This window comes from Gordonia sp. IEGM753 (genome assembly GCF_050321825.1).
Lineage (GTDB): Bacteria > Pseudomonadota > Gammaproteobacteria > Pseudomonadales > Pseudomonadaceae > Aquipseudomonas.
In genome coordinates, this window is the sequence record NZ_JBNQGB010000002.1 from 143,237 (window position 1) to 165,127 (window position 21,891).

The following is a 21,891-nucleotide window of genomic DNA, read 5'->3' on the forward strand; positions in this document are numbered from 1 at the left end:
CAAACCGTCAGAAACGAAAAAGCCCCGTTACTTCTCAGCTACGGGGCTTTTTCTATGTAATGGCGGAGAGATAGGGATTCGAACCCTAGGTACCGGTGAAGGTACAACGGATTTCGAATCCGTCCCATTCGGCCACTCTGGCATCTCTCCAACGGCGCGCATCATAACAACACTTTTGCCGGAAGCGAACCCCCTAAGCGAAATTTTTCCGTGCTATCAGATGCTTGCGTCGATTAAAGCGGTACGCCCAGACGATTGGCGACTTCTTCGTAAGCTTCGATCACGTCACCGAGGCCCTGACGGAAGCGGTCCTTGTCCATTTTCTTGCCGGTAGCCTTGTCCCACAGACGGCAGCCGTCCGGGCTGAATTCATCGCCCAGGACGATGGAGCCGTCGCTGAACACGCCGAACTCGAGTTTGAAGTCGACCAGCAGCAAGCCTGCGTCGTCGAACAGTTTGCTCAGGACTTCGTTGACCTTCAGCGACAGTTCTTTCATGCGAACCAGTTGCTCGGCAGTGCCCCAACCGAAAGCTACAACGTGGGATTCGTTGATGAACGGGTCGCCCTTGGCGTCGTCCTTCAGGAACAGCTCGAAGGTGTACGGGTTGAGCTTGATGCCCTCTTCTACGCCCAGACGCTTGACCAGGCTGCCTGCGGCGTAGTTACGCACGACGCATTCAACGGGGATCATGTCGAGTTTTTTTACCAGGCATTCGTTGTCGCCCAGCAACTTGTCGAATTGGGTCGGCACGCCGGCAGCTTCGAGTTTTTGCATGATGAAGGCGTTGAACTTGTTGTTCACCATGCCTTTGCGGTCGAGCTGCTCGATACGCTTGCCGTCGAACGCCGAGGTGTCGTTGCGAAACAGCAGGATCAAGCGGTCAGCGTCATCGGTCTTGAAAACCGATTTGGCTTTGCCGCGGTAGAGTTCTTCACGTTTTTCCATGATGGGCTCCGCTTGCTAAGTAGGTGGGCTAGGCGATGTATCGCCAGTCGAGCCCTGAATCTTGATCGGCCAGTTGCAGCCAGTCCGGATCGCACCCTAGGGTGTCGACAAAACATTGCCGGGCCAGCTGCGGCAGGTTGTTCTTGCTGCTCAGATGGGCCAGGACCAGATGTTGCAGGCCTTGCCAGCCCAACTCAGACACCAGGAATGCCGCCTGGTGGTTGTTCAAATGCCCCAGCTCACCGCCCACCCGCTGCTTGAGAAAGTAGGGGTAGTGACCGCGAGCCAGCATGTCTCGGCAATGATTGGACTCGATCATCAATGCATCGAGGTCCCGATAGCCGTCCAGCACGGTATTGCAATAAGAGCCCAGGTCGGTCAGCAGGCCGAAGCGCCGCTCACCATCGCTGAATACATATTGCGTCGGTTCCTGTGCATCGTGGGCCACGGCAATGACGCCGATGCTCAGAGCGCCGATCTGCAACTGCTCGCCGCCCGCCAGAAGGCCGGCGGGTTCAATCGGTTTGCGCATCCCGCGCAGGGTGCCGCGACTCAGGTAGACAGGCAGATTGTAACGCCGAGACAGCAAACCCACGCCATGCACGTGGTCGGCATGTTCGTGGGTCACGAGTATCGCGCTCAACTGCGAAGGGTGTATCCCCAATCGCAGCAAGCGTTTTTCGGTTTCCCGCAGGGAGAAACCGCAATCCACCAGCACGTAGGTGTCATCGCTGGCTATCAGCGTGCCGTTCCCTTGGCTACCGCTGCCGAGAACGGCAAAACGCATGTGATCAGCCCAGGTTGTCCTGAATCACGCTCAACACTTTGCGCGCCACTTCAGCAGGCGCGACGGTGTTGATGTTTTTCTCGACGGTGACCTGGACGTTTTCACCCACCTTGCTCAGGCGAACCTGATAACGCTCGGCACGGGCTTCAACTTCTTCCTTGGTCGGCGCGCTGCCGAACAGGCTGCTGAAGAAGCCAGGCTTCTCGTCTTTCTTCTCGGCTTTTTCAGACAGGTTGATGTAGTAGAGGCCCAGGCTGCGGTTGATGTCTTCAACGCGCCATTGGCCCTGCTCCAGGGCACGACCAACACTCGACCAGGCACGATCCAGGTCAGGACCCACGCTCAGAACCGGGTTGCCGCTGCCGTCTTCAGTCAGGCTGACACGGCTAGGCGTATCGGCATCACGCGAGGCCAGCATCGAAACCGAACCGCCCTTCTCGGAAATGCGGCTCATGCTCGCGAGCATGTCGTCGACCAGTGCCGCATCCAGGCCAGTGTTGACCGAACGGTTGGTGAACTCGACATCGGACGTGCTGCCGGCAGGACGCTGGGCACTCACGACGTAGACTTCACTGGTGTTGCGCTGCACGCCCGGTTCGATACGCACCCGAACGCGGGTTTCACTGTCGGCACTGATGCCGGCGGCGCTCAGGCGCTTGCCCATTGCTGCGGACAATTCGTCGGCGTGTTGCCACGTCGTCGTGAACTCACCGGTTTGCGGACGCTGTTCGTCCAGGCGGAAACCGTTGTCCTGGAAGAACTGAACAGCCACTGGCCAGACTTCGGCCGGCGGGTTCTGGCCCATGATCCAGCTGGCGTCGCCGCTCTTTTGAAGCGTGTAGGCGCTGGCGTCAGCGATGGCGGACAACGGCTGCGGACGAGGTACAACGTACTCGCCTTTGGCGGTGTCATCGGCCACGTTGCGCGGAATCGGCAACAGCGGATCAAGACGCTTGGCGGTGTGTACATCGGGTGGCAGTTGCATCGGTGCGGTTTGTTGCGCTTCCAGGTAATCGCTACCACGGTCACGGAAATAACCTTCCGGGCCCCAAACCCATCCGCAGCCACTGGTGCTGGAGATAATCAAGGCAAGTGCGGAAAGTCCGGCCAATCGCTTCATGCGTAATGCTTCCTCAATTAAACCAGGACGCCGGACTGGCGCATGGCCTGCCGCAGCGGTTCGTGACAGGCAGTGCTGAGCCAGGTGAGCGGCAGACGGATACCGTCCGGCATCAAGCCCATTTCATGCAGCGCCCATTTCACGGGGATAGGGTTGGATTCGATAAACAGGGTTTTATTGAGCGGCATGAGCTTTTCGTGGATCGCGCGGGCAGTCGCGGCGTCACCCTTGAGAGCGGCGTTGCACAGGTCGCTCATGTCACGCGGGGCCACGTTGGCGGTAACCGAGATGTTGCCCTTGCCGCCAAGCAGGATCAGCTCGACTGCGGTGGCGTCGTCGCCGGAGATCACCAGGAAATCATCGCTGACACCGTCGATGATCGCTTTGGCACGGCTCAGGTCGCCGGTGGCTTCCTTGATACCGATGATGTTTTTTACGGTCGACAGGCGGATAACGGTATCGGCCAGCATGTCGCACGCTGTACGGCCAGGCACGTTATAGAGGATCTGCGGGATATCGACAGCTTCGGCAATGGCCTTGAAGTGCTGATACAAACCTTCCTGGGTCGGCTTGTTGTAGTAAGGCGTGACCAGCAAGCAGGCATCGGCGCCGGCAGTCTTCGCATTGGTAGTCAGCTCGATGGCCTCGCGAGTCGAGTTGGCGCCGGTACCGGCGATCACCGGAATGCGCCCTGCAACTTGCTTGACCACGTAACGAATCACTTCAATGTGCTCGTTGACGTCCAGAGTGGCCGATTCACCTGTAGTACCGACCGCCACGATGGCGTGGGTGCCGTTTTGCAGGTGAAAGTCCACCAGTTTGCTCAGGCTGTCCCAGTCGAGACGACCCTGTGCATCCATGGGTGTGACCAGTGCCACCATACTGCCCGCAATCATGCAACCGCTCCTGCCGGAAAAAGAGAGCGGTAATGGTACTGGCGCCAAGATGCTTGTACAAGCGAAGTACTGCGCTGCCGCCATTCCCCTTGGCGCTGCTTTTCGCTACCCTTCAGACTTTGATCGGTACGGACACGCTCGTACGCCGGGTTCCAGCCTCCTTTTTCGGCATCACAAGCCCCGATCCAGCGTTGCCGCCCCTCGCTCCAGCCTTGATGGAGCACGTTGCAACCTTCGGCCGGGTTTTCTGAATTCGCATCCGCAGGCTCGCCCCCGGTAAAAAAAGCCCGTAGAAGTATCGACCGCTCATCGCTTTAGGAATGCTGCATGTCCACCCCCACAGTTCGCGAACAATTCCTTGTTATCAGTGCCCTCGGCGCCAACCCCATGGAGCTGACTAACGTCCTGTGCCGTGCCAGCCATGACAACCGCTGCGCCGTGGTCACCTCTCGCTTGACGCGTCATGGCGAGTGCAGTGCGTTGATCCTGGAGATCTCCGGTAGCTGGGACGCCCTGGCTCGCCTTGAAGGCAGCCTGCCTGGCCTCGCCAAAAAACACGCGTTCACGGTTAATGTCGTGCGCAGTGCAGCCCTGGAAAATCGTCCTCAGGCTTTGCCTTATGTTGCTTATGTCAGCTCGGCTTACCGTTCGGACATCATCAATGAGCTGTGCCAGTTTTTCATGGACCACAACGTCGAGCTGGAAAACCTGACCTGCGACACTTATCAGGCTCCGCAAACCGGCGGCACCATGCTCAATGCCACGTTTACCGTGACCTTGCCGGCTGGCGTACAAATCAGCTGGTTGCGCGATCAGTTCCTGGACTTCGCCGATGCGTTGAACCTGGATGCCCTGATCGAGCCGTGGCGCCCACAGAACCCAATGTAAGGAAGCTTTCATGGCCGTTGCTATCGACCAACCGGTTGCCGATTTCGAAGCACCCGCCACCAGCGGGCAGACCGTCAGCCTCTCGGCCCTTAAAGGCAAGCAAGTGGTGATCTACTTCTATCCCAAGGACAGCACGCCGGGCTGTACCACTCAGGGCCAGGGTTTTCGCGATCAGCTGGAAGCCTTCCAGGCCGCGAACACTGAAGTTTTTGGTGTATCGCGCGACAGCCTTAAATCCCATGAGAACTTCAAGGCCAAGCAAGCATTCAACTTCGAACTGATCAGCGACAAGGAAGAAGCGCTTTGCCAACTGTTTGATGTGATCAAGCTGAAAAAACTGTATGGCAAGGAATACATGGGTGTTGATCGCAGTACGTTCCTGATCGACAAGGACGGCGTGCTGCGTCAGGAATGGCGTGGCGTGAAAGTGCCAGGGCATGTGGATGCTGTGCTGGCGGCGGCTCAGGCACTGAACAAGGGCTGATTTCTTCGGTGCCTGTCTGGACGCTACCGCGAGCAGGCTCGCTCCCACCGTTGACCGAGTCGGCTTGTCTGATACGGTCAATGTGGGAGCGGGCCTGCTCTCGATGAAGCTTTCAGCCTCACTGAAGCATCACGACTGACAGATTAGAGCAGTGGCGCCACCACCGGTTCTTTACGCGGCCAGGCATCCAGTACAGCCTTGAACAGGGTCGCCAGCGGAATCGCAAAGAACACGCCCCAAAAGCCCCATAACCCGCCAAACAACAACACCGCGCAGATAATTGCCACCGGGTGCAGGTTCACCGCCTCCGAGAACAGCAACGGCACCAGCACGTTGCCATCCAGCGTCTGAATGATCCCGTAAACCGCCATCAGGTAAATGAACTGATCGCTCCAGCCCCACTGGAACAGTGCAATCAAGAGCACGGGAACGGTCACCACCACCGCTCCGACATACGGCACCACCACCGAAACGCCCACCAACAACGCCAACAATGCTGCGTAGTTAAGCCCCAGGGCGACGAAGGCAATGTAGGTCACGCCGCCACAAATGAAGATTTCGATAACCTTGCCGCGAATGTAATTGGCAATCTGGCGGTTCATTTCCTGCGCCACTCGCGTAATCAGCGCGCGCTCACGGGGCAGGTAACCGCGCACCCACTGCCCGATCATTTCGCGGTCCTTGAGAAAGAAGAACACCAGGATCGGCACCAACACCAGATAGATCATGATGTTGACCAGCAGTGGCAAACTCGATAACGAAAAAGTCAGTGCCCACTGGCCGAACTTGCCAATCTCGCCTCGCGCCACTTCGATGGCCTGCAGCACCTGCTCATCGGACACCAGATGCGGGTAACGCTCGGGCAGTAAGAGCAGCAGCGATTGCCACTTGGCAAGCATGCCGGGCAACTCATTGAACAACGTGATCAACTGATGCCAAAGCAACGGCACGACCACGACCATGAACACCAGCAAAACGCCCATGAACAAGGCGAACACCAACCCCACCGCAACCCCGCCAGGCACCCGCAGGCGCTCTAGGGTGACCACCAGGCCTTGCATGAGATACGCCAGCACCATCCCGGCCAGAACCGGTGCCAGCATGCCGCCCAGTGTCAGTACCGCGGTAAATGCCAGAAACAACAGCACCGCCAGCACCACGGCTTCTTCATCGGAGAAGTAGCGCTGAATCCAGTCGCGTAACACCTTGAACATCAATAATCCTTAAAAACAAACGCAGCAGGTTTCAGGCTTTTTTCAGCCAGTAGCGGTAAACGCCCGCCTCATCTTCTTCAAGCAGCAGCGTATGACCGGCCAACCGGGCAAAGGTGCGAAAGTCACGCTGAGAGCCCGCGTCTGTGGCAATCACCTTGAGCACGTTGCCGCTGGTCATGTCGTTGAGTTTGAGTTTGGCTTTGAGCAGTGGCAGCGGGCAGCTCAGACCAGTAGCGTCCAGTTCGAAGTCATGTTCTACAGCGTTGGTCATTGCTTCACTCCGGATCATGCAATCGAGTGGCTTAGAATATCTGGTCCGAAGCGAAGTGTCCGGCTACAGTAAGGTCTTTGTCGACTAAGGCTTTGTGCATGACTTTTTTGCGCCCTACCCTGCTGACGCTCGCTTGCCTGCTCGCCTCACCAGGCTTCGCTGACGACTTGCCGTCACTCGGCGACGCCAGTTCTGCCATCGTCTCGCCGCAGCAGGAATACCAGTTGGGCCGTGCGTGGCTCGCGCTGTTGCGCAGTCAGGTCTCGCAGCTTAATGATCCGCAGTTAAAGGACTACGTGGAAACCAGTGTTTATAAATTGGTGGAAACCAGCCAGGTCAACGACCGGCGACTTGAGTTCATCCTGATCAACAGCCCGCAGCTCAACGCCTTCGCAGCGCCGGGCGGGATTGTCGGGGTCAATGGTGGCTTGTTTCTCAACGCTCAGACCGAAGGCGAATACGCCTCGGTACTGGCTCACGAACTGGCTCACTTGTCACAACGCCACTTCGCCCGAGGTGTCGAAGCTCAACAACGCATGCAAGTACCGATGATGGCCGCTCTGCTGGCCGGTATCGTGATTGCAGCGGCCGGTGGCGGTGATGCAGGGATCGCAGCCATTGCTGGTACTCAAGCAGCGGCGATTCAGGAACAACGACGCTTCTCGCGCCAAAACGAAGAAGAAGCTGACCGCATTGGTATTCTCAACCTGGAAAAGGCCGGATACGACCCACGCTCGATGCCAACGATGTTCGAGCGGTTGATGCGCCAATACCGATTTGACGCCAAGCCTCCAGAGTTCCTGCTGACTCACCCGGTCACCGAATCGCGTATCGCCGACACCCGCAACCGTGCAGAACAGGCCAAACCGGGCGGCATCGAAGACACCATGCGCTATCAACTGATTCGCGCCCGCGTGCAATTGATCTACGAAGAAACTCCGGGCCTGGGCGCCAAACGTTTTCGCGCACAGCTGGATGAGAACCCGAAAAACGACGTTGCCCGCTACGGCTTGGCCATTGCCCAGATCAAGGGCGGCCAGCTAAATGAGGCGCGTGAGAACCTCAAGTTACTGTTGGCCAAGTCGCCGAATGAAATCATTTACAACCTTGCCCAGGTCGACCTGGACATTACCAATAATCGTCTGCCAGATGCCCAGACACGCGTGGATCGGATGCTGACCCAGTATCCTGGCAATTACCCGCTGAATCAGGTGCGCGTGGATTTGCTGCTCAAGCAAAACCGTGCGGCCGATGCCGAGAAGGCCTTGGAAAACCTGCTCAAAAGTCGTCCGGACGATCCAGACGTGTGGTACATGGTGGCAGAGACTCGCGGACTGTCCGGCAACATCATTGGCCTGCATCAGGCACGGGCGGAGTACTTCGCGCTGATTGGCGACTACCGTCAGGCCATTCAGCAACTGGATTTTGCCAAACGTAAAGCAAGCGGCAACTTCCCGCTGTCGTCACGTATCGATGCACGGCAACGTGAGTTGATGGACCAGGAGCGCATGGTCAAGGACATGATGGGCTGAAGCTTTTCTGCCAGGCACAAAAAAACCGCCTCTTTCGAGGCGGTTTTTTATTCAGCCAACAACCGGTTTATTCAGCCAGTTTGAAGGTGATGAAGCTCGCGCGCCCCTGACGCAGAACCCGCATCGACACCGAACGGTTCTTCGGCAACGCCTTGGCTATTTCAGCAAATTCCTTGCGGTCGCCAATGGCTTGGTTATTGAGGTGAGTGATCACATCATTTGGCTGCAAGCCGATCAATGAAGCAGGACCGTCCTGCACTTCCTTGATAACCACACCACCCTTGAGGTCCAGGGTTTTCTTCTGCTCTGCGGTCAGGTCGGTAACGGCAACGCCCAGACGATTGCTGCTGGTTTCAACACCCGATTTAGGCGATGCATCCAGCTCTTTGCCTTCGTCAGGAATGGCGCCAACAGTCAACTCGACATTCTTGCGCTTGCCGTCGCGAATCACTTCAAGATTGGCTTTCGCACCCTCTTTCAGTGCGCCGACCAGATGCGGCAAATCCGCGGACATGATGATCGGCTGACCGTTCATGCTCAGGATCACGTCGCCCACTTGCAGGCCACCCTTGGCAGCCGGGCCATCGTCCTGGATCTGGGCAACCAGCGCACCGGCCGGTTTTTCCAGACCAAACGACTCGGCCAGATCCTTGTTCACTTCCTGAATGACCACACCCAGCCAGCCGCGACTTACTTTACCGCCGCTTTTCAGCTGATTGGAAACGTCCATGGCCACATCGATCGGGATCGCAAACGACACGCCCATGAAGCCACCGGAGCGGGTGTAGATCTGCGAGTTGATACCCACGACTTCGCCCGCCAGGTTAAACAGCGGACCACCGGAGTTACCCGGGTTGATTGGCACGTCGGTCTGGATGAATGGCACGTAGTTTTCATTTGGCAGGCTGCGACCGATGGCGCTGACGATGCCTTGGGTCACCGTGTGATCAAAGCCAAATGGCGAGCCGATGGCGACAACCCATTGGCCCGCTTTCAAGTCCTGGGATTTGCCCAGCTTCAATACTGGCAGGTCCTTGCCTTCGATCTTCAGCAGCGCCACGTCGGAGCGCGGGTCGGTGCCGATCAGCTTGGCTTTCAATTCACTGCGATCGGCGAGGCGAACCAGAATTTCGTCGGCGTCGGCGATCACATGGTTGTTGGTCAGGATGTAGCCATCAGGCGAGATGATAAACCCCGAGCCCAACGACTGGGCTTGCTGGCGGTCACCGCGCGGTGATCGCTGCCCTGGCGGCATGCCACGTTCGAAAAATTCGCGAAGTGCAGGCGGCAAACCTTCAAGGTCGGGCATCTGGCTGGACACTTTGCGGTCCGGAAGTTTTTGTGTAGTACTGATGTTCACCACGGCCGGCGAGGCCTGTTCGACCAGTTGCGTGAAGTCAGGTAATTCAGCCGCTTGTACAGCGACCGCCTGACCGAGCACCAGCACGGTGGCAAAAATGGAGAGATAAGACTTCAAGCGTGGTATCGACATACGGCTCCCGTTACGACGAGCATGGTTAAGCGATATGGACCAAGGAACACCGGGAACAATACGCCGGTATTTTTGTTCCGGGAACAACAAACAAGGCCAGAGCCGAGGGGCTCTGACCTATAAAAAATTTTTGGGATATTTGCAAACTGAAATGCTCACCAAACATTTCGATATCAGCTCACTACTTGGACGCAGTGGCGTCGGTGCGCATTGAAAGCGCAATCCGTTCGGCGGTACCAATCGGAATTTCGCCCACTACAGTCACCATAACTTCACCCTGAGGGGTAGTCAAACGACGGGAAACCGCAACAGTAGGCCCAAGCTGGGTACGAGTATCGGTCACCGTAGCACCGTTCAAAGGCTCGAGAAAAACCGAAAAACGGGCCAAGCCATCGTCGTACATAAGGCTGTTAACCTGGGTTTTGGTCTCGGGATCTTTACGGGCGGTGCTGCTGGTGAGCTCGAAACCCGGCGGCAGCCAGTCCGAATGCCACGCTTGCGTAACTTTGGCAGCCGAGGCCTTGTCACTGTCGAGCGTTACAGCCTTGCAATCGCTGCCGGGCTGCAGGTCTTTGTCAGATGGCACGTCGGTGGTATCGAGTTGCGTAAACTGGAACCGCTCCAACAACTGTCCCTTGTCATTTAGCAGCAATGACTTAAGCGGCAGGCCGGTTTCTTTATCCAGGTGCAGTTCAAAACCATAACGATGTTGATCGCGGGGCGTGAGTGAAACAATCACTGCAGCACGCCCGGCAACGCGCGACTTGCCAATAACGGCAAGATCGTACCAATTCTTTAGCTTTTGTGGATCGAGTGCACGGGCGGCGGAATTTGGGGAATCCCCAAGTCCTGCAATCAGGGTGCCGCTAACGCATTGAGTATGCCCATCAATGCGCACGACTTCCTGAGCCGAGCCGTCGAGCTGAAGCAAACGCTCGCGGACCTTGCCATCCTGGACGCGATGCCAGATGTTGTGGGTAGAAAAACTACCGTTACGCTCGTAGACAAAAGTACCGTAGAAGCTTTGCTGTTGCTCGGCTTGGCCCAGGCGGGTCAACCAGTCCTGGGCTTCATCGGCGTGGGCTGGAACAACAAACCAGCCACCGAGCAGAAGCGTAAGTAGAGGTATGGCGCGCATGATCCTCCTTAACGGTTTTCCAGGCTTGCTGCACGTGCGTAAGGCAGAGCGCTTTCAGTACCTTTCAGTGCAGCTTGTTGAGCATGTTGGCGCAAGTAGCTTGGCAGACGCTGATCGTGCCAGCCCGGCTGACCTTGCAGTACGCCATTGGCCATAGGGCCTGTGGCTTCCGAACTCTCATTGTAGCCTGCCAATACGGCCGGACCTTTCACCTGTGGCACAGCCAAAACAGGCTGGTTCGACTGCTGAGCCAACTCAACACCGGCGATTTCGTCCTGATTGTAAAGACGAACACCCGCCAGTACGGCTACGGTAACCGAGGCTGCAACTGCGAGGCGACCCAGGCTACGCCAAGGACCACGAGATGCTTTGGCCGGCACCGCTTCGTCAGCCAAGGCTGCCGAAACTGCTGCTGCAATATCCAAACGAGGAAGCAGCAGATCTTTGTGCATGACTGCCCGAGCGATTTGATAACGAGCCCAGGTTTCACGGGTTTCGACATCGTCAAAGGCATTTAATACCCGACGCAATTCCAATTCGTCCGCTTCGTTATCCATCACTGCGGACAGCGATTCCTGCAGGGCTTCACGACTCATGGCGTTCCTCTCTTGGCTATCGCCGCTGTCTCAGTTTTCCTGCAACAACGGCTGCAGGGCTTTGTCGATGGCTTCCCGAGCGCGGAAAATCCGGGAGCGCACGGTACCCACCGGACATTGCATAACACTGGCAATGTCCTCGTAACTCAGACCATCAAATTCACGTAAAGTTAAAGCCGTACGCAAATCTTCTGGAAGTTGCTGAATGGTTCGATGGACGGTGCCTTCGATCTCATCCCGCAGCAACGCGCGTTCTGGCGACTCGAGATCCTTGAGGCCATGATCGCCATCGTAGAACTCTGCATCCTCGGAACTAACATCGCTATCCGGCGGCCGGCGGCCGCGTGAAACCAGATAATTTTTCGCCGTATTAATGGCGATGCGGTAAAGCCACGTATAAAACGCACTGTCTCCGCGAAAGTTTCCAAGTGCACGGTAAGCCTTGATAAAAGCTTCTTGCGCAACATCCTGGGCTTCATGGGTGTCGTGCACAAAACGCACGATCAACCCGAGAATTTTGTGCTGGTATTTCAGCACTAGCAGATCGAACGCTCGCTTGTCGCCGCGTTGAACGCGCTCGACCAGCTGCTGATCCTCTTCCTGGGTTAGCATGAACACTCCTCGATAAGCTCGGAGGAGGCTTGCATAACTAAACGACCAGACTTGCAAACATAGACTCGGGCTTTTCGCAAAAGTTCTCCCCCTCCAGGCAAGTTTCCTGCGGGCTCTGATTTGGCACGCACGAAAAGCGCAGCGCGGGCTAACCCGGCTGCGCGAATAATCTTGTCATCGGATTCGCCGGCAAGAATCCAACTGCAGATCCCACCTTGAAGCCGATACTGTCCCTTGATTCGGGCAACGGTGTATTGAACTCGAGCCATTGGCAAAAGTTCCAAATATTTATAGCTGCGCGAAACCGACAATGTGCAACCGTGGGCACAAAAGGACTGTTAAATCCACGATACAGTCGCCTTATCGCCGAAACACCAAAAAATCCATCCGACGAAGCGTCCGGTTTTTTCCTTCACAGTAGTTTCACAATGCCATGTAGGCTCGGGTATTGTGCCGCTCCCCCTCTCTATATACTAGTGGGCTGTGTGGCTGCTTCGACTCGCCGATCCCAGGAGTCTTGCGCCTACCCCGATCCGGGTCGCATTGAGCGGAATCCTGAAATGAGCCAACAGTTTCAACACGATGTTCTGGTCATTGGCAGCGGTGCTGCCGGTTTAAGCCTTGCGCTGACCTTGCCCGGTCACTTGCGCATAGCCGTATTGAGCAAAGGCAGCCTCGCCAACGGCTCGACATTTTGGGCTCAAGGTGGCGTCGCGGCCGTTCTTGATGACACCGACACCGTTGAATCCCATGTCGACGACACGCTTAATGCTGGCGCCGGGCTGTGCCATGAAGACGCCGTACGGTTTACGGTGGAGCACAGCAAGGAGGCAATTCGGTGGCTGATCGATCAAGGCGTACCCTTTACCCGGGATGAACAATCCGGCACCGAAGACGGCGGATTTGAATTTCACCTGACCCGCGAAGGCGGCCACAGCCATCGGCGCATCATCCACGCGGCCGATGCCACAGGCGCAGCGATTTTCAAAACCTTGCTCGATCAAGCGCAGCAGCGGCCCAACATCGAATTGCTGGAGCAGCGCGTTGCGGTCGACCTGATCACTGAAAAGCGTCTCGGTCTAGAGGGTGATCGCTGCCTGGGCGCCTACGTGCTCAATCGCGGCACAGGGGAAGTCGATACCTACGCCGCTCGTTTCGTGATTCTGGCCTCGGGCGGTGCCGCCAAGGTTTACCTGTACACCAGCAACCCTGACGGTGCCTGCGGTGACGGCATTGCCATGGCCTGGCGCTCGGGGTGCAGGGTGGCGAATCTGGAATTCAATCAATTCCATCCCACCTGCCTTTATCACCCGCAAGCCAAGAGCTTTTTGATCACCGAGGCTTTGCGCGGCGAAGGTGCTCACCTGAAACTGCCCAACGGCGAACGTTTCATGCAGCGCTTCGATCCGCGCGCCGAGCTGGCGCCGAGGGACATCGTGGCGCGCGCCATCGACCATGAGATGAAGCGGCTGGGTATCGATTGCGTTTATCTGGACATCAGCCACAAACCGGAAGCGTTCATCAAGACGCACTTTCCGACGATGTATGAGCGCTGCCTCGAATTCTCCATCGATATCACCAAACAACCGATACCCGTGGTACCGGCAGCGCATTACACCTGCGGCGGGGTAATGGTCGATCAGCACGGCCACACCGATGTGCCGGGGCTTTATGCAATCGGCGAAACCAGTTTCACTGGCCTGCACGGTGCCAATCGCATGGCCAGTAATTCGCTTCTTGAGTGCTTCGTGTATGCACGTTCGGCCGCTGAGGACATTCTTCGGCAGTTGCCTCTGGTATCGATCCCGACTGCCCTGCCCGCCTGGGATGCGAGCCAGGTCACCGATTCCGACGAGGACGTGATCATCGCGCACAACTGGGATGAGCTGCGCCGATTCATGTGGGACTACGTCGGCATCGTGCGCACCAACAAGCGCTTGCAGCGTGCTCAGCATCGCGTTCGCCTGTTGCTGGACGAAATTGATGAGTTCTACAGTAACTACAAGGTCAGCCGGGACTTGATCGAGTTACGTAACCTGGCGCAAGTTGCCGAATTGATGATCCGCTGCGCCATGGAGCGCAAGGAAAGTCGAGGCCTGCACTACACGCTCGATTACCCGAACATGTTGCCGGTTGCGCTGGACACTATTCTGGTGCCGCCCACCTACGTCGACTGAACTTGAGACGAACCCGCAGGCGTCGGTGCAGATCCGCCGCCTGCGCGTCTCGCGGCACGCACACCGCACGGGTCCTGCGCTCGCCACACAGACGAAACCGCAGCACGACGATCAACGGCAGTGCCAGGCTATCCGGCCGAAGCTGCACCGCTTGCCAACCTTTTGCCTGACTCCATAACTGCCAGCCATCGATATCGCGACGCAAGCCGCTGAATGCCTGCGGGTGCGTCAGCAGAATTTGCCGTGGCAGCGCCCATGCGCCATGAATCAGGCACAGCGAAATCCCGAGCGCATTGGCCCAGAGGGGTAGGGAGAGAAGAAACAGCGAGCCTAGCGCGAAAAACTGCGCCAGAAGGTACACCGCCAGCAATTGCCGTGAGGCATGCCAGCGGCATTCGAACGAATTACTTGGGCTGGACACGATCCAGAATCATGCGAACCATGCGTTGAAGCTCTGGGTCTTCCGATTCGGCGCGTTCCATGAACCAGCCGAACATGTCCTGATCTTCGCACTCGAGCAGTTTGCGGTAGCAATCGCGGTCGACATCGTTAAGGTGCGGGTAAACCTCTTTAACAAACGGTACCAGCAACACGTCAAGCTCAAGCATGCCGCGGCGGCTGTGCCAGTAGAGGCGATTCAGTTCAACATCTTCGACCATGGAGCGCTCCTCAAATAGGCGGCAAGTATACAGCCACGCGCCCCATCGAACAGTCGGCTTTGGTCGGGCAACGCCATCCCTTTGTGAACTACCCATTTCAAGGGCGCCACCTTATGATGTCAGCCAGACTTTTTACCCTGCGATGTCCCATGGCCGATTCTGCATTTTTCTGCACCCTATCTCACGAAGGCGTTCTCGCGGTACGCGGCGCGGATGCCAGCAAATTCCTGCAGGGCCAATTGACCTGCAACCTTAATTACCTGAGCGATACTCAGGCCAGCCTCGGTGCTCGCTGCACACAAAAAGGCCGGATGCAGTCGAGCTTCCGCATTCTGCTGCAAGGTGACGGCGTGCTGATGGCCATGGCCAGCGAGTTGCTGGAGCCGCAACTGGCAGACCTGAAAAAATACGCGGTGTTCTCCAAGTCAAAGCTGACCGACGAGAGTGCTGCCTGGGTGCGCTTCGGCATCGAGCAGGGTAATGCTGCACTGGCCAGCCTGGGGCTCGAGCTGCCGGCAGAAACCGATAGCGTTGTGCGCAGTGACGACCTGATCGCCATCCGCGTTTCGCCAGATCGCGCCGAACTCTGGGCCCCAGCAGATCAAGCTGATGTCATCAAAGCCAAACTGGCTGCACAACTGCCGGAAGGCGAGCTGAACCAGTGGTTGCTGGGCCAGATCCGCGCAGGGATCGGCCAGGTCATGCCAGGCACCCGCGAGCTGTTCATACCGCAGATGCTCAACCTGCAAGCCGTTGGCGGTGTAAGTTTCAAGAAAGGCTGCTACACCGGCCAGGAAATCGTCGCGCGGATGCAGTACCTGGGCAAACTCAAGCGCCGTTTGTATCACTTGCAAATGGAGGCTGCTGAACTGCCCGAACCTGGCACGCAACTGTTTTCCCCGACGCACGCCAGCGCCATCGGCGAAGTGGTGCTTGCCGCCTCTGCACAGAACAAAATTGAACTCCTGGCCGTGCTGCAAGCCGAAGCTGCAGATGCAGGCGACATCCACCTGAGCACAGTGGATGGCCCGGCCCTGCAACTGTTCGAACTGCCTTACCCACTGGATCGCGATCGCGAAATCCAGCGTTGATTGCCGTACTTTTTGCAGCACCCTAGAGAAACGAAATGATCGAGATGGCGGAAAAGGTCCGACGGGATTTGGTTGAGGCCATCGATAACGATGACTTGGTTCTGCCGACGTTACCGGAAGTGGCCCTGCAAATTCGCAAAGCCGCCGAAGACCCGGAAATCAGTGTCAGCAACCTGAGCAAAGTGATTGGCCGCGATACCGCGTTGTCGGCGCGCCTGATCAAAGTGGTCAATAGCCCGCTGCTGCGAGCGACTCAGGAAGTCACTGACCTGCACACGGCGATCACCCGTTTAGGCGTCAACTACAGCAGTAACCTGGCGATCGGCCTGGTGATGGAGCAGATTTTCCATGCCCGTTCCGAGGTGGTGGAACACAAGATGCGTGAAGTCTGGCGCAAGAGTCTTGAAATTGCCGGTGTCAGCTACGCGCTGTGCCGCCGGCATACCCAGCTCAAGCCCGATCAGGCGGCCCTTGGCGGGCTGGTGCATCAAATTGGCGTACTGCCGATCCTGACCTATGCCGAAGATCACTATGAGCTACTGTCGGACCCGGTCAGCCTGAATCACGTGATCGACCAGATTCATCCCCTGATCGGCGACAAACTGCTCAGGGTTTGGGACTTTCCAGAAATGCTGGTGCAATTGCCAGGCTTGTATCTGGATTTCAAACGCGATTCGAAACGGGTCGATTATGTCGACCTGATCCAGGTAGCCAGCCTGTATTGCCACAAAGGCACGGACCATCCTATTGCCCGGATCGACCCGCTCAGTGTTCCAGCGTTTAAAAAACTGGGTATCGACCCGCAGAATGAATCGCTGTGCAGGGACCTTGAGGAATCGCGGTCGATGTTCTACTGAGAACCTGGCTCAATCTCCGGTAATAAAGCTCACCCGCACCATCAATCCGGCCTGCTCACCGTCGTGCAGGCTGATCTGTGCCAAGTGCGCCCGGCAAATCTCGCCGACAATCGCCAAGCCCAAACCCGAACCGGCCACTTGCTGATTACGCCGGTAAAAACGTTCGAACACCCGATCTCGCTCTTCATGCGGAATGCCTGGGCCATCATCCTCGACTTCCAGCACGCCCGGCGCTGTCACACGCAGGATCACATTGCCGCCCGACGGTGTATGAGCCAGCGCGTTGTCCACAAGATTGCTCAGCAGCTCATTCAACAGCGTTGGCTCACCGCGTAACCACACCGGTTCGTCCGCTTCAAGCGCTAACGCCACACCGCGCGCGTGGGCCAGCGGCGCCATGGCCATGCCCAATTCCCGGGCCAACTGGCTGAGGTCCAGCAGTTGTGCACCGCCCTCGGCAATTGCCCGTGCGCCGTTTTCAACCCTCGCCAGCGATAACAGCTGATTGGCCAGGTGAGTCAAGCGATCCGTGCCTTGGGCAGCCGTTTCAAGCGTACTGCGCCAGATATCGGGCTCGCTTGAGCGCATGCCCAGTTCGAGCCGTGCTTTAAGCGCCGCCAAGGGTGTGCGCAACTCGTGAGCGGCATCGGCAATAAACTGCGCCTGGCGCTCGAACTGCCCGCGTAATCGCTCGGTAAAGTGATTCAGCGCCCGAACCAGAGGCCCTAATTCGTGCTGCACTTCTACCAGCGGCAACGGCCGCAGGTCGTCTGATTGACGTTCTTCCACGGCATTGCGCAGGCGTTCCAGTGGACGCAATGCCGCACTGACCGCAAACCACACCAACAACAATGCACCGATCGCCAACATGCCCAAACGCAGCAAGGTATCCGCCATCAGGCTGCGCGCCATGCGCACCCGAGCCTCGTCAGTTTCGGCAACACGGATTTCCGCCATGCCGTTCATGTTCGGCTCGATCACCGGTTTGAGCAGGCTGACAACCCGAACGTTCTGCCCTAGGTATACCGCGTTGTAAAAACGCGCCAGCGCCGGATAATCGTCGGTGCGAGGCGTGCCGGGCGGCGGTCCTGGCAGATTTTCGTAACCGGAAATCAACTTCTGATGAATGTCGTTGACCTGGTAATAGATGCGCCCTGCACTGTCATAGGCGAACGTATCGAGGGCTACGTAAGGAACGTCGGCACTGAGGCCGCCATCGCGTTGGGAGAGGCCGGCTGCGATGGTCCGCGCCGAGGCCAGCAAGGTCCGGTCGTATGCGGTGTCGGCGGCCTCGCGCCCGTTCCAGTAAGCACTCAAGCCACTGGCCAACATCAACACCACCAACAATAACGCGAGGTTCCACAGCAACCGCCAGCGCAGGCTGCTGGGCTTATGCATCACGGCTTTCCAGCAAATAGCCGAGGCCACGGAAGGTCACAATGGCCACAGGATGGCCATCAAGTTTTTTGCGCAAGCGGTGCACATAGATTTCGATAGCGTCGGGACTGGCCTCTTCGTCCAGACCGAACACTTGGGAAGCCAGTTGCTCTTTGCTCATCACCCGGCCGGGACGAGCGATCAACGCTTCGAGCACCGCTTGTTCGCGCGAGGTCAGGGTCAATAACTCTTCACCCAGCGTGAAGCGCCGTGTATCCAGGTCATACGCCAAAACGCCGCAGCGTTGCTGGCGTTCGCCGCCCAGTACACTGCGGCGCAACAACGCTTTGACCCGGGCTTCGAGTTCGGTCAGCTCGAAGGGTTTAGCCAGGTAATCGTCGGCGCCCAGGTTCAGCCCATGCACCCGGTCCTTGACGTCGCTGCGCGCAGTCAGCATCAGCACCGGCAGGTTCTTGCCGCGCGCACGCAGGCGTGCCAGTACTTCAAAGCCATCCATGCGCGGCAGCCCCACATCCAGAATGACGACGGCGTATTCCTCGCTGCTCAATGCCAGGTCAGCGGCGACGCCATCGTGCAGCACGTCCACCGTCAGCCCGGTGCTCTTGAGCGCCTGGGCGACGCTTTCGGCCAGCTGCAGATGATCTTCGACGAGCAGAACTCGCATGGGTTTTTACCTCGTTAAGGGATGGTCGACGCCATTCTTTGGCGCGGAGTTTACAGCCGCATCCGCCGCTGTGAAGCCCGAAAACCGTGAAAAGCCTTCTGAAAGGTTAGCGAAAGGTTGGACGGTTAGAGTCCGGTCTACGGACCGTTTCGACACGCCGTTGCTAACAACCTTAGCGAATACGAAAAACGCCTCGATGCGTTTTCGCCAAATAAGAACAATAAAACGGAGTATCACGATGCTGTCTACGCAGCCTCAGGCTTGCCCGCCTGCTCGCTTTTCCCGCCTCAGTCACACCGCCCTTGCCAGTGCAGCCGCTCTCGCAGGGTTTTCGCCGTTAAGCCAGGCTGCTTTTTTTGAAGACAGTACGGCAACCCTCGACACCCGCAACATGTACTTCAACCGCGACTTCCGCGACGGTACCAGCGCCCAGCAATCCAAGCGTGACGAATGGGCCCAGGGGTTCATGCTCAATCTGCAATCGGGTTACACCGACGGCACCGTCGGCTTCGGTGTCGATGCGCTAGGCATGTTGGGGGTCAAGCTCGATTCAAGCCCGGACCGCACTGGCACCGGTCTGCTGCCGACGCACGACGACGGCCGCGCCGCGAATGAGTACTCCAAACTGGGCCTGACCGGTAAAGTAAAAATCTCTGCAACCGAACTGAAAATCGGCAGCCTGATTCCGGAGCTGCCGATCCTCAAGCCCAACGACGGACGCATCCTGCCGCAGACGTTTGAAGGTGGCTTGCTGACCTCCAAGGAAATAAAGAACCTGACCTTCACCGGTGGTCGCCTGGAAAAAGCCAAGGACCGCGACAGCACGGATTTTGAGGACATCGCCCTCAATAACAAGAACAGCCGCTTCGCCGGCACTGCCGCTGGCAAGCACTTCGACTTTGGCGGCCTGGACTACAAGTTCACCGACAAAATCACCGGCAGCTATCACTTCGCGCAACTCGACGAGGTCTACAACCAGCACTTCCTGGGCATGGTGGCTTCGCAAAAATTTGGCCCTGGTACTGTGGGCACGGACCTGCGTCTGGCCATCAGTGATGACCAAGGTGCGGCCCGTGGCGGCAAGATCGACAACAAATCCCTGAACGGTTTGGTGAGCTACGCCATCAGCGGCCATAAATTCAGCGCCGGTTATCAGCACATGTCTGGCGACAGCGCTTTCCCCTATGTCGACGGCAGCGATCCATATCTCGTCAACTTCGTGCAGATCAACGACTTTGCCGGCGCCGAAGAACGCTCCTGGCAAGCACGCTACGACTTTGATTTCGCCAAACTCGGCGTGCCGGGCCTGAGCTTCATGAGCCGCTACCTGAGCGGCGATAACATCAAGCTCAAGAATGGCGACGAAGGCAAGGAATGGGAGCGCAACACCGAGATCAAATACGTAGTACAAAGCGGCGCCCTGAAAGACGTCGCCGTACGCCTGCGTAACGCCACCTACCGTTCCAACTACTCTGCTCGCGATGCCGATGAAGTGCGTCTGCTGGTGAGCTATAGCGTTGCCCTTTGGTAATTCAATACGTCCATAACAACAATTCCTAAGGAGACATAGATGAACTTATCACTGCGTAAAGTTGCTCTCGCCGCCAGCTGCCTCATGTTCGCCGGCCAACTGATGGCCGAGCCAAGACGCCCGGAATGCATTGCCCCGGCCTCACCCGGTGGCGGTTTTGACCTGACTTGTAAACTGGTGCAAAGCGCATTGGTGAACGAAAAACTGCTGAGCAAGCCGATGCGCGTCACCTACATGCCCGGCGGTGTCGGCGCGGTGGCGTATAACGCGGTCGTCGCTCAGCGCCCGGCAGACGCCGGCACACTGGTCGCTTGGTCCAGCGGTTCGCTGCTGAACCTGGCTCAAGGCAAGTTTGGCCGTTTCGATGAAACCAACGTCCGCTGGCTCGCAGCCGTCGGCACCAGTTACGGTGCCATCGCAGTGAAAAGTGATTCACCGTACAAAACCCTGGACGATCTGGTTCAGGCGTTGAAAAAAGACCCGAGCAAAGTGGTGATTGGTTCCGGCGGCACCGTTGGCAGCCAGGACTGGATGCAAACCGCGTTGATTGCCAAGGCAGCCGGGATCAACCCGCGCGACCTGCGTTACGTAGCCCTTGAAGGCGGCGGCGAGATCGCCACGGCCCTGCTCGGCGGTCACATCCAGGTCGGCAGCACGGACATCTCCGACTCCATGCCACACATTCAAAGTGGTGATATGCGCTTGCTGGCGGTGTTCTCCGAAAAGCGTCTGGACGAGCCAGAGATGAAAGACATTCCAACCGCCAAGGAGCAAGGCTACGACATCGTCTGGCCAGTGGTTCGCGGCTTCTATCTCGGGCCAAAGGTCAGCGATGAAGACTACGCCTGGTGGAAAGACGCCTTTGACAAACTGCTGGCGTCGCAAGACTTCGCCAAACTTCGTGATCAGCGTGAACTGTTTCCGTTCGCCATGACCGGCCCGGAACTGGACACCTACGTCAAAAAACAGGTGGCCGATTACAAAGTGCTGGCCAAAGAGTTCGGCTTGATTCAGTAAACCGCCGCTGTTCTCACGGTGGCGTCCCTGCGCATCAAGGGCGCCGCCCAGGAGTTTGTCATGCTCTTACAACGCATTTTTGCTTCGGTGCTGTTGCTGGCCTGTGTCGGCCTGGCGCTGATGGCCTGGCCGTATCAGGCCGCTTTTTCTTATGAACCGGTCGGGCCTCGGGCCTTCCCTTTGTTGATGATCGGGCTGATGGGACTGGGGCTGCTTTACATGCTGTTTCGCCCCACGCCGATTGTGCACAGCGAAGACGAGCCGCAACTCGACCGTGAAACCCTGAGCAAAATTGGCGCCTGCATCGTGCTGTTGCTGATGTTTGCCGGCATGTTCGAGCCGCTTGGTTTCATCCTCAGCAGCATCTTGATCGGTATCCCGATGGCACGCCTGTACGGCGGACGCTGGGTGCCCAGCATCATTGTCACCACGCTGATGAGCATTGGCCTCTACCTGCTGTTCGACAAGGTGATGGACGTGCCACTGCCGCTGGGCCTGCTCGACGTTCTGGAGAACTGAT

Annotated in this window: 23 protein-coding genes and 1 tRNA gene; 9 read left to right on the plus strand and 15 right to left on the minus strand. The window is 57.6% G+C overall.

Translation table 11 applies throughout. The features are described from left to right. Positions 1-60 precede the first annotated feature (60 nt). The 5 genes from ACQR3R_RS13535 to dapA all read right to left on the minus strand — a co-directional run bounded on the left by ACQR3R_RS13535 (position 61) and on the right by dapA (position 3,750). Positions 61-150: transfer RNA gene (locus tag ACQR3R_RS13535), tRNA-Ser, on the minus strand. A gap of 83 nt (positions 151-233) precedes the next feature. Continuing rightward, the gene (gene purC / locus ACQR3R_RS13540; RefSeq protein ID WP_427636696.1) at positions 234-947 is read right to left on the minus strand and encodes a phosphoribosylaminoimidazolesuccinocarboxamide synthase; all 714 of its coding nucleotides are present in this window, start codon (positions 945-947) and stop codon (positions 234-236) included. A 28-nt stretch (positions 948-975) separates the two neighbouring features. Beyond that, positions 976-1,734 (minus strand): MBL fold metallo-hydrolase, encoded by a 759-nt coding sequence (locus tag ACQR3R_RS13545; protein WP_428272807.1) that lies wholly within the window; start codon positions 1,732-1,734, stop codon positions 976-978. Positions 1,735-1,738: 4 nt separating this feature from the next. After that, positions 1,739-2,854 (minus strand): NlpB/DapX family lipoprotein, encoded by a 1,116-nt coding sequence (gene bamC, locus ACQR3R_RS13550; protein ID WP_428272808.1) that lies wholly within the window; start codon positions 2,852-2,854, stop codon positions 1,739-1,741. A 17-nt stretch (positions 2,855-2,871) separates the two neighbouring features. Further along, positions 2,872-3,750: a 4-hydroxy-tetrahydrodipicolinate synthase gene (gene dapA / locus ACQR3R_RS13555; RefSeq protein WP_428272809.1), complete on the minus strand. Its 879-nt coding sequence runs from the start codon at positions 3,748-3,750 to the stop codon at positions 2,872-2,874. Between the two features lie 327 nt (positions 3,751-4,077). On the opposite strand from dapA, the gene ACQR3R_RS13560 reads away from it, so the two are divergent. Together ACQR3R_RS13560 and ACQR3R_RS13565 are read left to right on the plus strand one after the other, a co-directional pair. Continuing rightward, positions 4,078-4,638 carry an ACT domain-containing protein gene (locus ACQR3R_RS13560; RefSeq protein WP_428272810.1) on the plus strand — a complete coding sequence of 187 codons (561 nt, stop codon included), beginning with the start codon at positions 4,078-4,080 and terminating at the stop codon, positions 4,636-4,638. 10 nt (positions 4,639-4,648) lie between these two features. Next, positions 4,649-5,122 (plus strand): redoxin domain-containing protein, encoded by a 474-nt coding sequence (locus tag ACQR3R_RS13565; RefSeq protein ID WP_428272811.1) that lies wholly within the window; start codon positions 4,649-4,651, stop codon positions 5,120-5,122. A 143-nt stretch (positions 5,123-5,265) separates the two neighbouring features. On the opposite strand, the gene ACQR3R_RS13570 is transcribed toward ACQR3R_RS13565, so the two are convergent. Then, a complete protein-coding gene (locus ACQR3R_RS13570; protein ID WP_428272812.1) occupies positions 5,266-6,336 on the minus strand; it encodes an AI-2E family transporter in 1,071 nt (356 codons plus the stop codon). Between the two features lie 31 nt (positions 6,337-6,367). After that, entirely contained in the window at positions 6,368-6,607 is a 240-nt protein-coding gene (locus tag ACQR3R_RS13575; protein ID WP_428272813.1) for a sulfurtransferase TusA family protein, read from the minus strand. Positions 6,608-6,705: 98 nt separating this feature from the next. Between ACQR3R_RS13575 and ACQR3R_RS13580 the strand changes: the two genes are divergently transcribed. Further along, positions 6,706-8,139 (plus strand): M48 family metalloprotease, encoded by a 1,434-nt coding sequence (locus ACQR3R_RS13580; protein ID WP_428272814.1) that lies wholly within the window; start codon positions 6,706-6,708, stop codon positions 8,137-8,139. Positions 8,140-8,206: 67 nt separating this feature from the next. Here ACQR3R_RS13580 and ACQR3R_RS13585 read toward each other — a convergent pair whose 3' ends face one another. The 4 genes from ACQR3R_RS13585 to rpoE form a co-directional block, all read right to left on the minus strand. Beyond that, complete coding sequence (locus ACQR3R_RS13585) at positions 8,207-9,631, minus strand: Do family serine endopeptidase (protein ID WP_428272815.1); 1,425 nt, start codon at positions 9,629-9,631, stop codon at positions 8,207-8,209. Between the two features lie 181 nt (positions 9,632-9,812). Continuing rightward, on the minus strand, positions 9,813-10,769 hold the full coding sequence (locus ACQR3R_RS13590; protein WP_428272816.1) for a MucB/RseB C-terminal domain-containing protein: 957 nt from the start codon (positions 10,767-10,769) through the stop codon (positions 9,813-9,815). Positions 10,770-10,777: 8 nt separating this feature from the next. Continuing rightward, positions 10,778-11,365: an anti sigma-E factor RseA C-terminal domain-containing protein gene (locus ACQR3R_RS13595; RefSeq protein WP_428272817.1), complete on the minus strand. Its 588-nt coding sequence runs from the start codon at positions 11,363-11,365 to the stop codon at positions 10,778-10,780. Between the two features lie 30 nt (positions 11,366-11,395). After that, the gene (rpoE, locus tag ACQR3R_RS13600) at positions 11,396-11,977 is read right to left on the minus strand and encodes an RNA polymerase sigma factor RpoE/AlgU (RefSeq protein ID WP_003172477.1); all 582 of its coding nucleotides are present in this window, start codon (positions 11,975-11,977) and stop codon (positions 11,396-11,398) included. A gap of 560 nt (positions 11,978-12,537) precedes the next feature. Between rpoE and nadB the strand changes: the two genes are divergently transcribed. Beyond that, positions 12,538-14,154 (plus strand): L-aspartate oxidase, encoded by a 1,617-nt coding sequence (gene nadB, locus ACQR3R_RS13605; protein ID WP_428272818.1) that lies wholly within the window; start codon positions 12,538-12,540, stop codon positions 14,152-14,154. Here the strand turns inward: nadB and ACQR3R_RS13610 are convergent. Together ACQR3R_RS13610 and ACQR3R_RS13615 are read right to left on the minus strand one after the other, a co-directional pair. Further along, positions 14,123-14,575, minus strand: a complete 453-nt coding sequence (locus ACQR3R_RS13610; RefSeq protein WP_428272819.1) for a protein YgfX — start codon at positions 14,573-14,575, stop codon at positions 14,123-14,125. The two genes, nadB and ACQR3R_RS13610, sit on opposite strands and share 32 nt — an antisense overlap. Beyond that, complete coding sequence (locus tag ACQR3R_RS13615) at positions 14,559-14,813, minus strand: FAD assembly factor SdhE (RefSeq protein WP_007944081.1); 255 nt, start codon at positions 14,811-14,813, stop codon at positions 14,559-14,561. Before ACQR3R_RS13615 ends, ACQR3R_RS13610 begins: the two co-directional genes overlap by 17 nt. 149 nt (positions 14,814-14,962) lie before the next feature. On the opposite strand from ACQR3R_RS13615, the gene ACQR3R_RS13620 reads away from it, so the two are divergent. Both ACQR3R_RS13620 and ACQR3R_RS13625 read left to right on the plus strand, forming a co-directional pair. Beyond that, on the plus strand, positions 14,963-15,904 hold the full coding sequence (locus tag ACQR3R_RS13620; protein ID WP_428272820.1) for a CAF17-like 4Fe-4S cluster assembly/insertion protein YgfZ: 942 nt from the start codon (positions 14,963-14,965) through the stop codon (positions 15,902-15,904). Between the two features lie 35 nt (positions 15,905-15,939). Then, a complete protein-coding gene (locus ACQR3R_RS13625) occupies positions 15,940-16,761 on the plus strand; it encodes an HDOD domain-containing protein (protein ID WP_428272821.1) in 822 nt (273 codons plus the stop codon). A 9-nt stretch (positions 16,762-16,770) separates the two neighbouring features. Here the strand turns inward: ACQR3R_RS13625 and ACQR3R_RS13630 are convergent, their stop codons facing one another. Then, entirely contained in the window at positions 16,771-18,159 is a 1,389-nt protein-coding gene (locus ACQR3R_RS13630) for a sensor histidine kinase N-terminal domain-containing protein (RefSeq protein ID WP_428272822.1), read from the minus strand. Then, a complete protein-coding gene (locus tag ACQR3R_RS13635) occupies positions 18,152-18,823 on the minus strand; it encodes a response regulator (RefSeq protein ID WP_428272823.1) in 672 nt (223 codons plus the stop codon). Before ACQR3R_RS13635 ends, ACQR3R_RS13630 begins: the two co-directional genes overlap by 8 nt. Before the next feature lie 238 nt (positions 18,824-19,061). Here ACQR3R_RS13635 and ACQR3R_RS13640 point away from each other — a divergent pair, with 238 nt between their 5' ends. The 3 genes from ACQR3R_RS13640 to ACQR3R_RS13650 are packed head-to-tail and all read left to right on the plus strand — an operon-like array spanning position 19,062 to position 21,890. Then, positions 19,062-20,354 carry an OprD family outer membrane porin gene (locus tag ACQR3R_RS13640; RefSeq protein WP_428272824.1) on the plus strand — a complete coding sequence of 431 codons (1,293 nt, stop codon included), beginning with the start codon at positions 19,062-19,064 and terminating at the stop codon, positions 20,352-20,354. Positions 20,355-20,393: 39 nt separating this feature from the next. Then, positions 20,394-21,371, plus strand: a complete 978-nt coding sequence (locus ACQR3R_RS13645; protein WP_428272825.1) for a tripartite tricarboxylate transporter substrate-binding protein — start codon at positions 20,394-20,396, stop codon at positions 21,369-21,371. Positions 21,372-21,431: 60 nt separating this feature from the next. Next, complete coding sequence (locus ACQR3R_RS13650) at positions 21,432-21,890, plus strand: tripartite tricarboxylate transporter TctB family protein (protein ID WP_428272826.1); 459 nt, start codon at positions 21,432-21,434, stop codon at positions 21,888-21,890. The last annotated feature ends 1 nt before the right edge of the window (position 21,891 follow it).

What these genes read in the sequence shown, in the direction of transcription:
- purC (WP_427636696.1), bottom strand. Translation starts at nt 947, where the DNA reads ATGGAAAAACGTGAAGAACTCTACCGCGGCAAAGCCAAATCGGTTTTC.
- ACQR3R_RS13545 (WP_428272807.1), bottom strand. Translation starts at nt 1,734, where the DNA reads ATGCGTTTTGCCGTTCTCGGCAGCGGTAGCCAAGGGAACGGCACGCTG.
- bamC (WP_428272808.1), bottom strand. Translation starts at nt 2,854, where the DNA reads ATGAAGCGATTGGCCGGACTTTCCGCACTTGCCTTGATTATCTCCAGC.
- dapA (WP_428272809.1), bottom strand. Translation starts at nt 3,750, where the DNA reads ATGATTGCGGGCAGTATGGTGGCACTGGTCACACCCATGGATGCACAG.
- ACQR3R_RS13560 (WP_428272810.1), top strand. Translation starts at nt 4,078, where the DNA reads ATGTCCACCCCCACAGTTCGCGAACAATTCCTTGTTATCAGTGCCCTC.
- ACQR3R_RS13565 (WP_428272811.1), top strand. Translation starts at nt 4,649, where the DNA reads ATGGCCGTTGCTATCGACCAACCGGTTGCCGATTTCGAAGCACCCGCC.
- ACQR3R_RS13570 (WP_428272812.1), bottom strand. Translation starts at nt 6,336, where the DNA reads ATGTTCAAGGTGTTACGCGACTGGATTCAGCGCTACTTCTCCGATGAA.
- ACQR3R_RS13575 (WP_428272813.1), bottom strand. Translation starts at nt 6,607, where the DNA reads ATGACCAACGCTGTAGAACATGACTTCGAACTGGACGCTACTGGTCTG.
- ACQR3R_RS13580 (WP_428272814.1), top strand. Translation starts at nt 6,706, where the DNA reads ATGACTTTTTTGCGCCCTACCCTGCTGACGCTCGCTTGCCTGCTCGCC.
- ACQR3R_RS13585 (WP_428272815.1), bottom strand. Translation starts at nt 9,631, where the DNA reads ATGTCGATACCACGCTTGAAGTCTTATCTCTCCATTTTTGCCACCGTG.
- ACQR3R_RS13590 (WP_428272816.1), bottom strand. Translation starts at nt 10,769, where the DNA reads ATGCGCGCCATACCTCTACTTACGCTTCTGCTCGGTGGCTGGTTTGTT.
- ACQR3R_RS13595 (WP_428272817.1), bottom strand. Translation starts at nt 11,365, where the DNA reads ATGAGTCGTGAAGCCCTGCAGGAATCGCTGTCCGCAGTGATGGATAAC.
- rpoE (WP_003172477.1), bottom strand. Translation starts at nt 11,977, where the DNA reads ATGCTAACCCAGGAAGAGGATCAGCAGCTGGTCGAGCGCGTTCAACGC.
- nadB (WP_428272818.1), top strand. Translation starts at nt 12,538, where the DNA reads ATGAGCCAACAGTTTCAACACGATGTTCTGGTCATTGGCAGCGGTGCT.
- ACQR3R_RS13615 (WP_007944081.1), bottom strand. Translation starts at nt 14,813, where the DNA reads ATGGTCGAAGATGTTGAACTGAATCGCCTCTACTGGCACAGCCGCCGC.
- ACQR3R_RS13620 (WP_428272820.1), top strand. Translation starts at nt 14,963, where the DNA reads ATGGCCGATTCTGCATTTTTCTGCACCCTATCTCACGAAGGCGTTCTC.
- ACQR3R_RS13625 (WP_428272821.1), top strand. Translation starts at nt 15,940, where the DNA reads ATGATCGAGATGGCGGAAAAGGTCCGACGGGATTTGGTTGAGGCCATC.
- ACQR3R_RS13630 (WP_428272822.1), bottom strand. Translation starts at nt 18,159, where the DNA reads ATGCATAAGCCCAGCAGCCTGCGCTGGCGGTTGCTGTGGAACCTCGCG.
- ACQR3R_RS13635 (WP_428272823.1), bottom strand. Translation starts at nt 18,823, where the DNA reads ATGCGAGTTCTGCTCGTCGAAGATCATCTGCAGCTGGCCGAAAGCGTC.
- ACQR3R_RS13640 (WP_428272824.1), top strand. Translation starts at nt 19,062, where the DNA reads ATGCTGTCTACGCAGCCTCAGGCTTGCCCGCCTGCTCGCTTTTCCCGC.
- ACQR3R_RS13645 (WP_428272825.1), top strand. Translation starts at nt 20,394, where the DNA reads ATGAACTTATCACTGCGTAAAGTTGCTCTCGCCGCCAGCTGCCTCATG.
- ACQR3R_RS13650 (WP_428272826.1), top strand. Translation starts at nt 21,432, where the DNA reads ATGCTCTTACAACGCATTTTTGCTTCGGTGCTGTTGCTGGCCTGTGTC.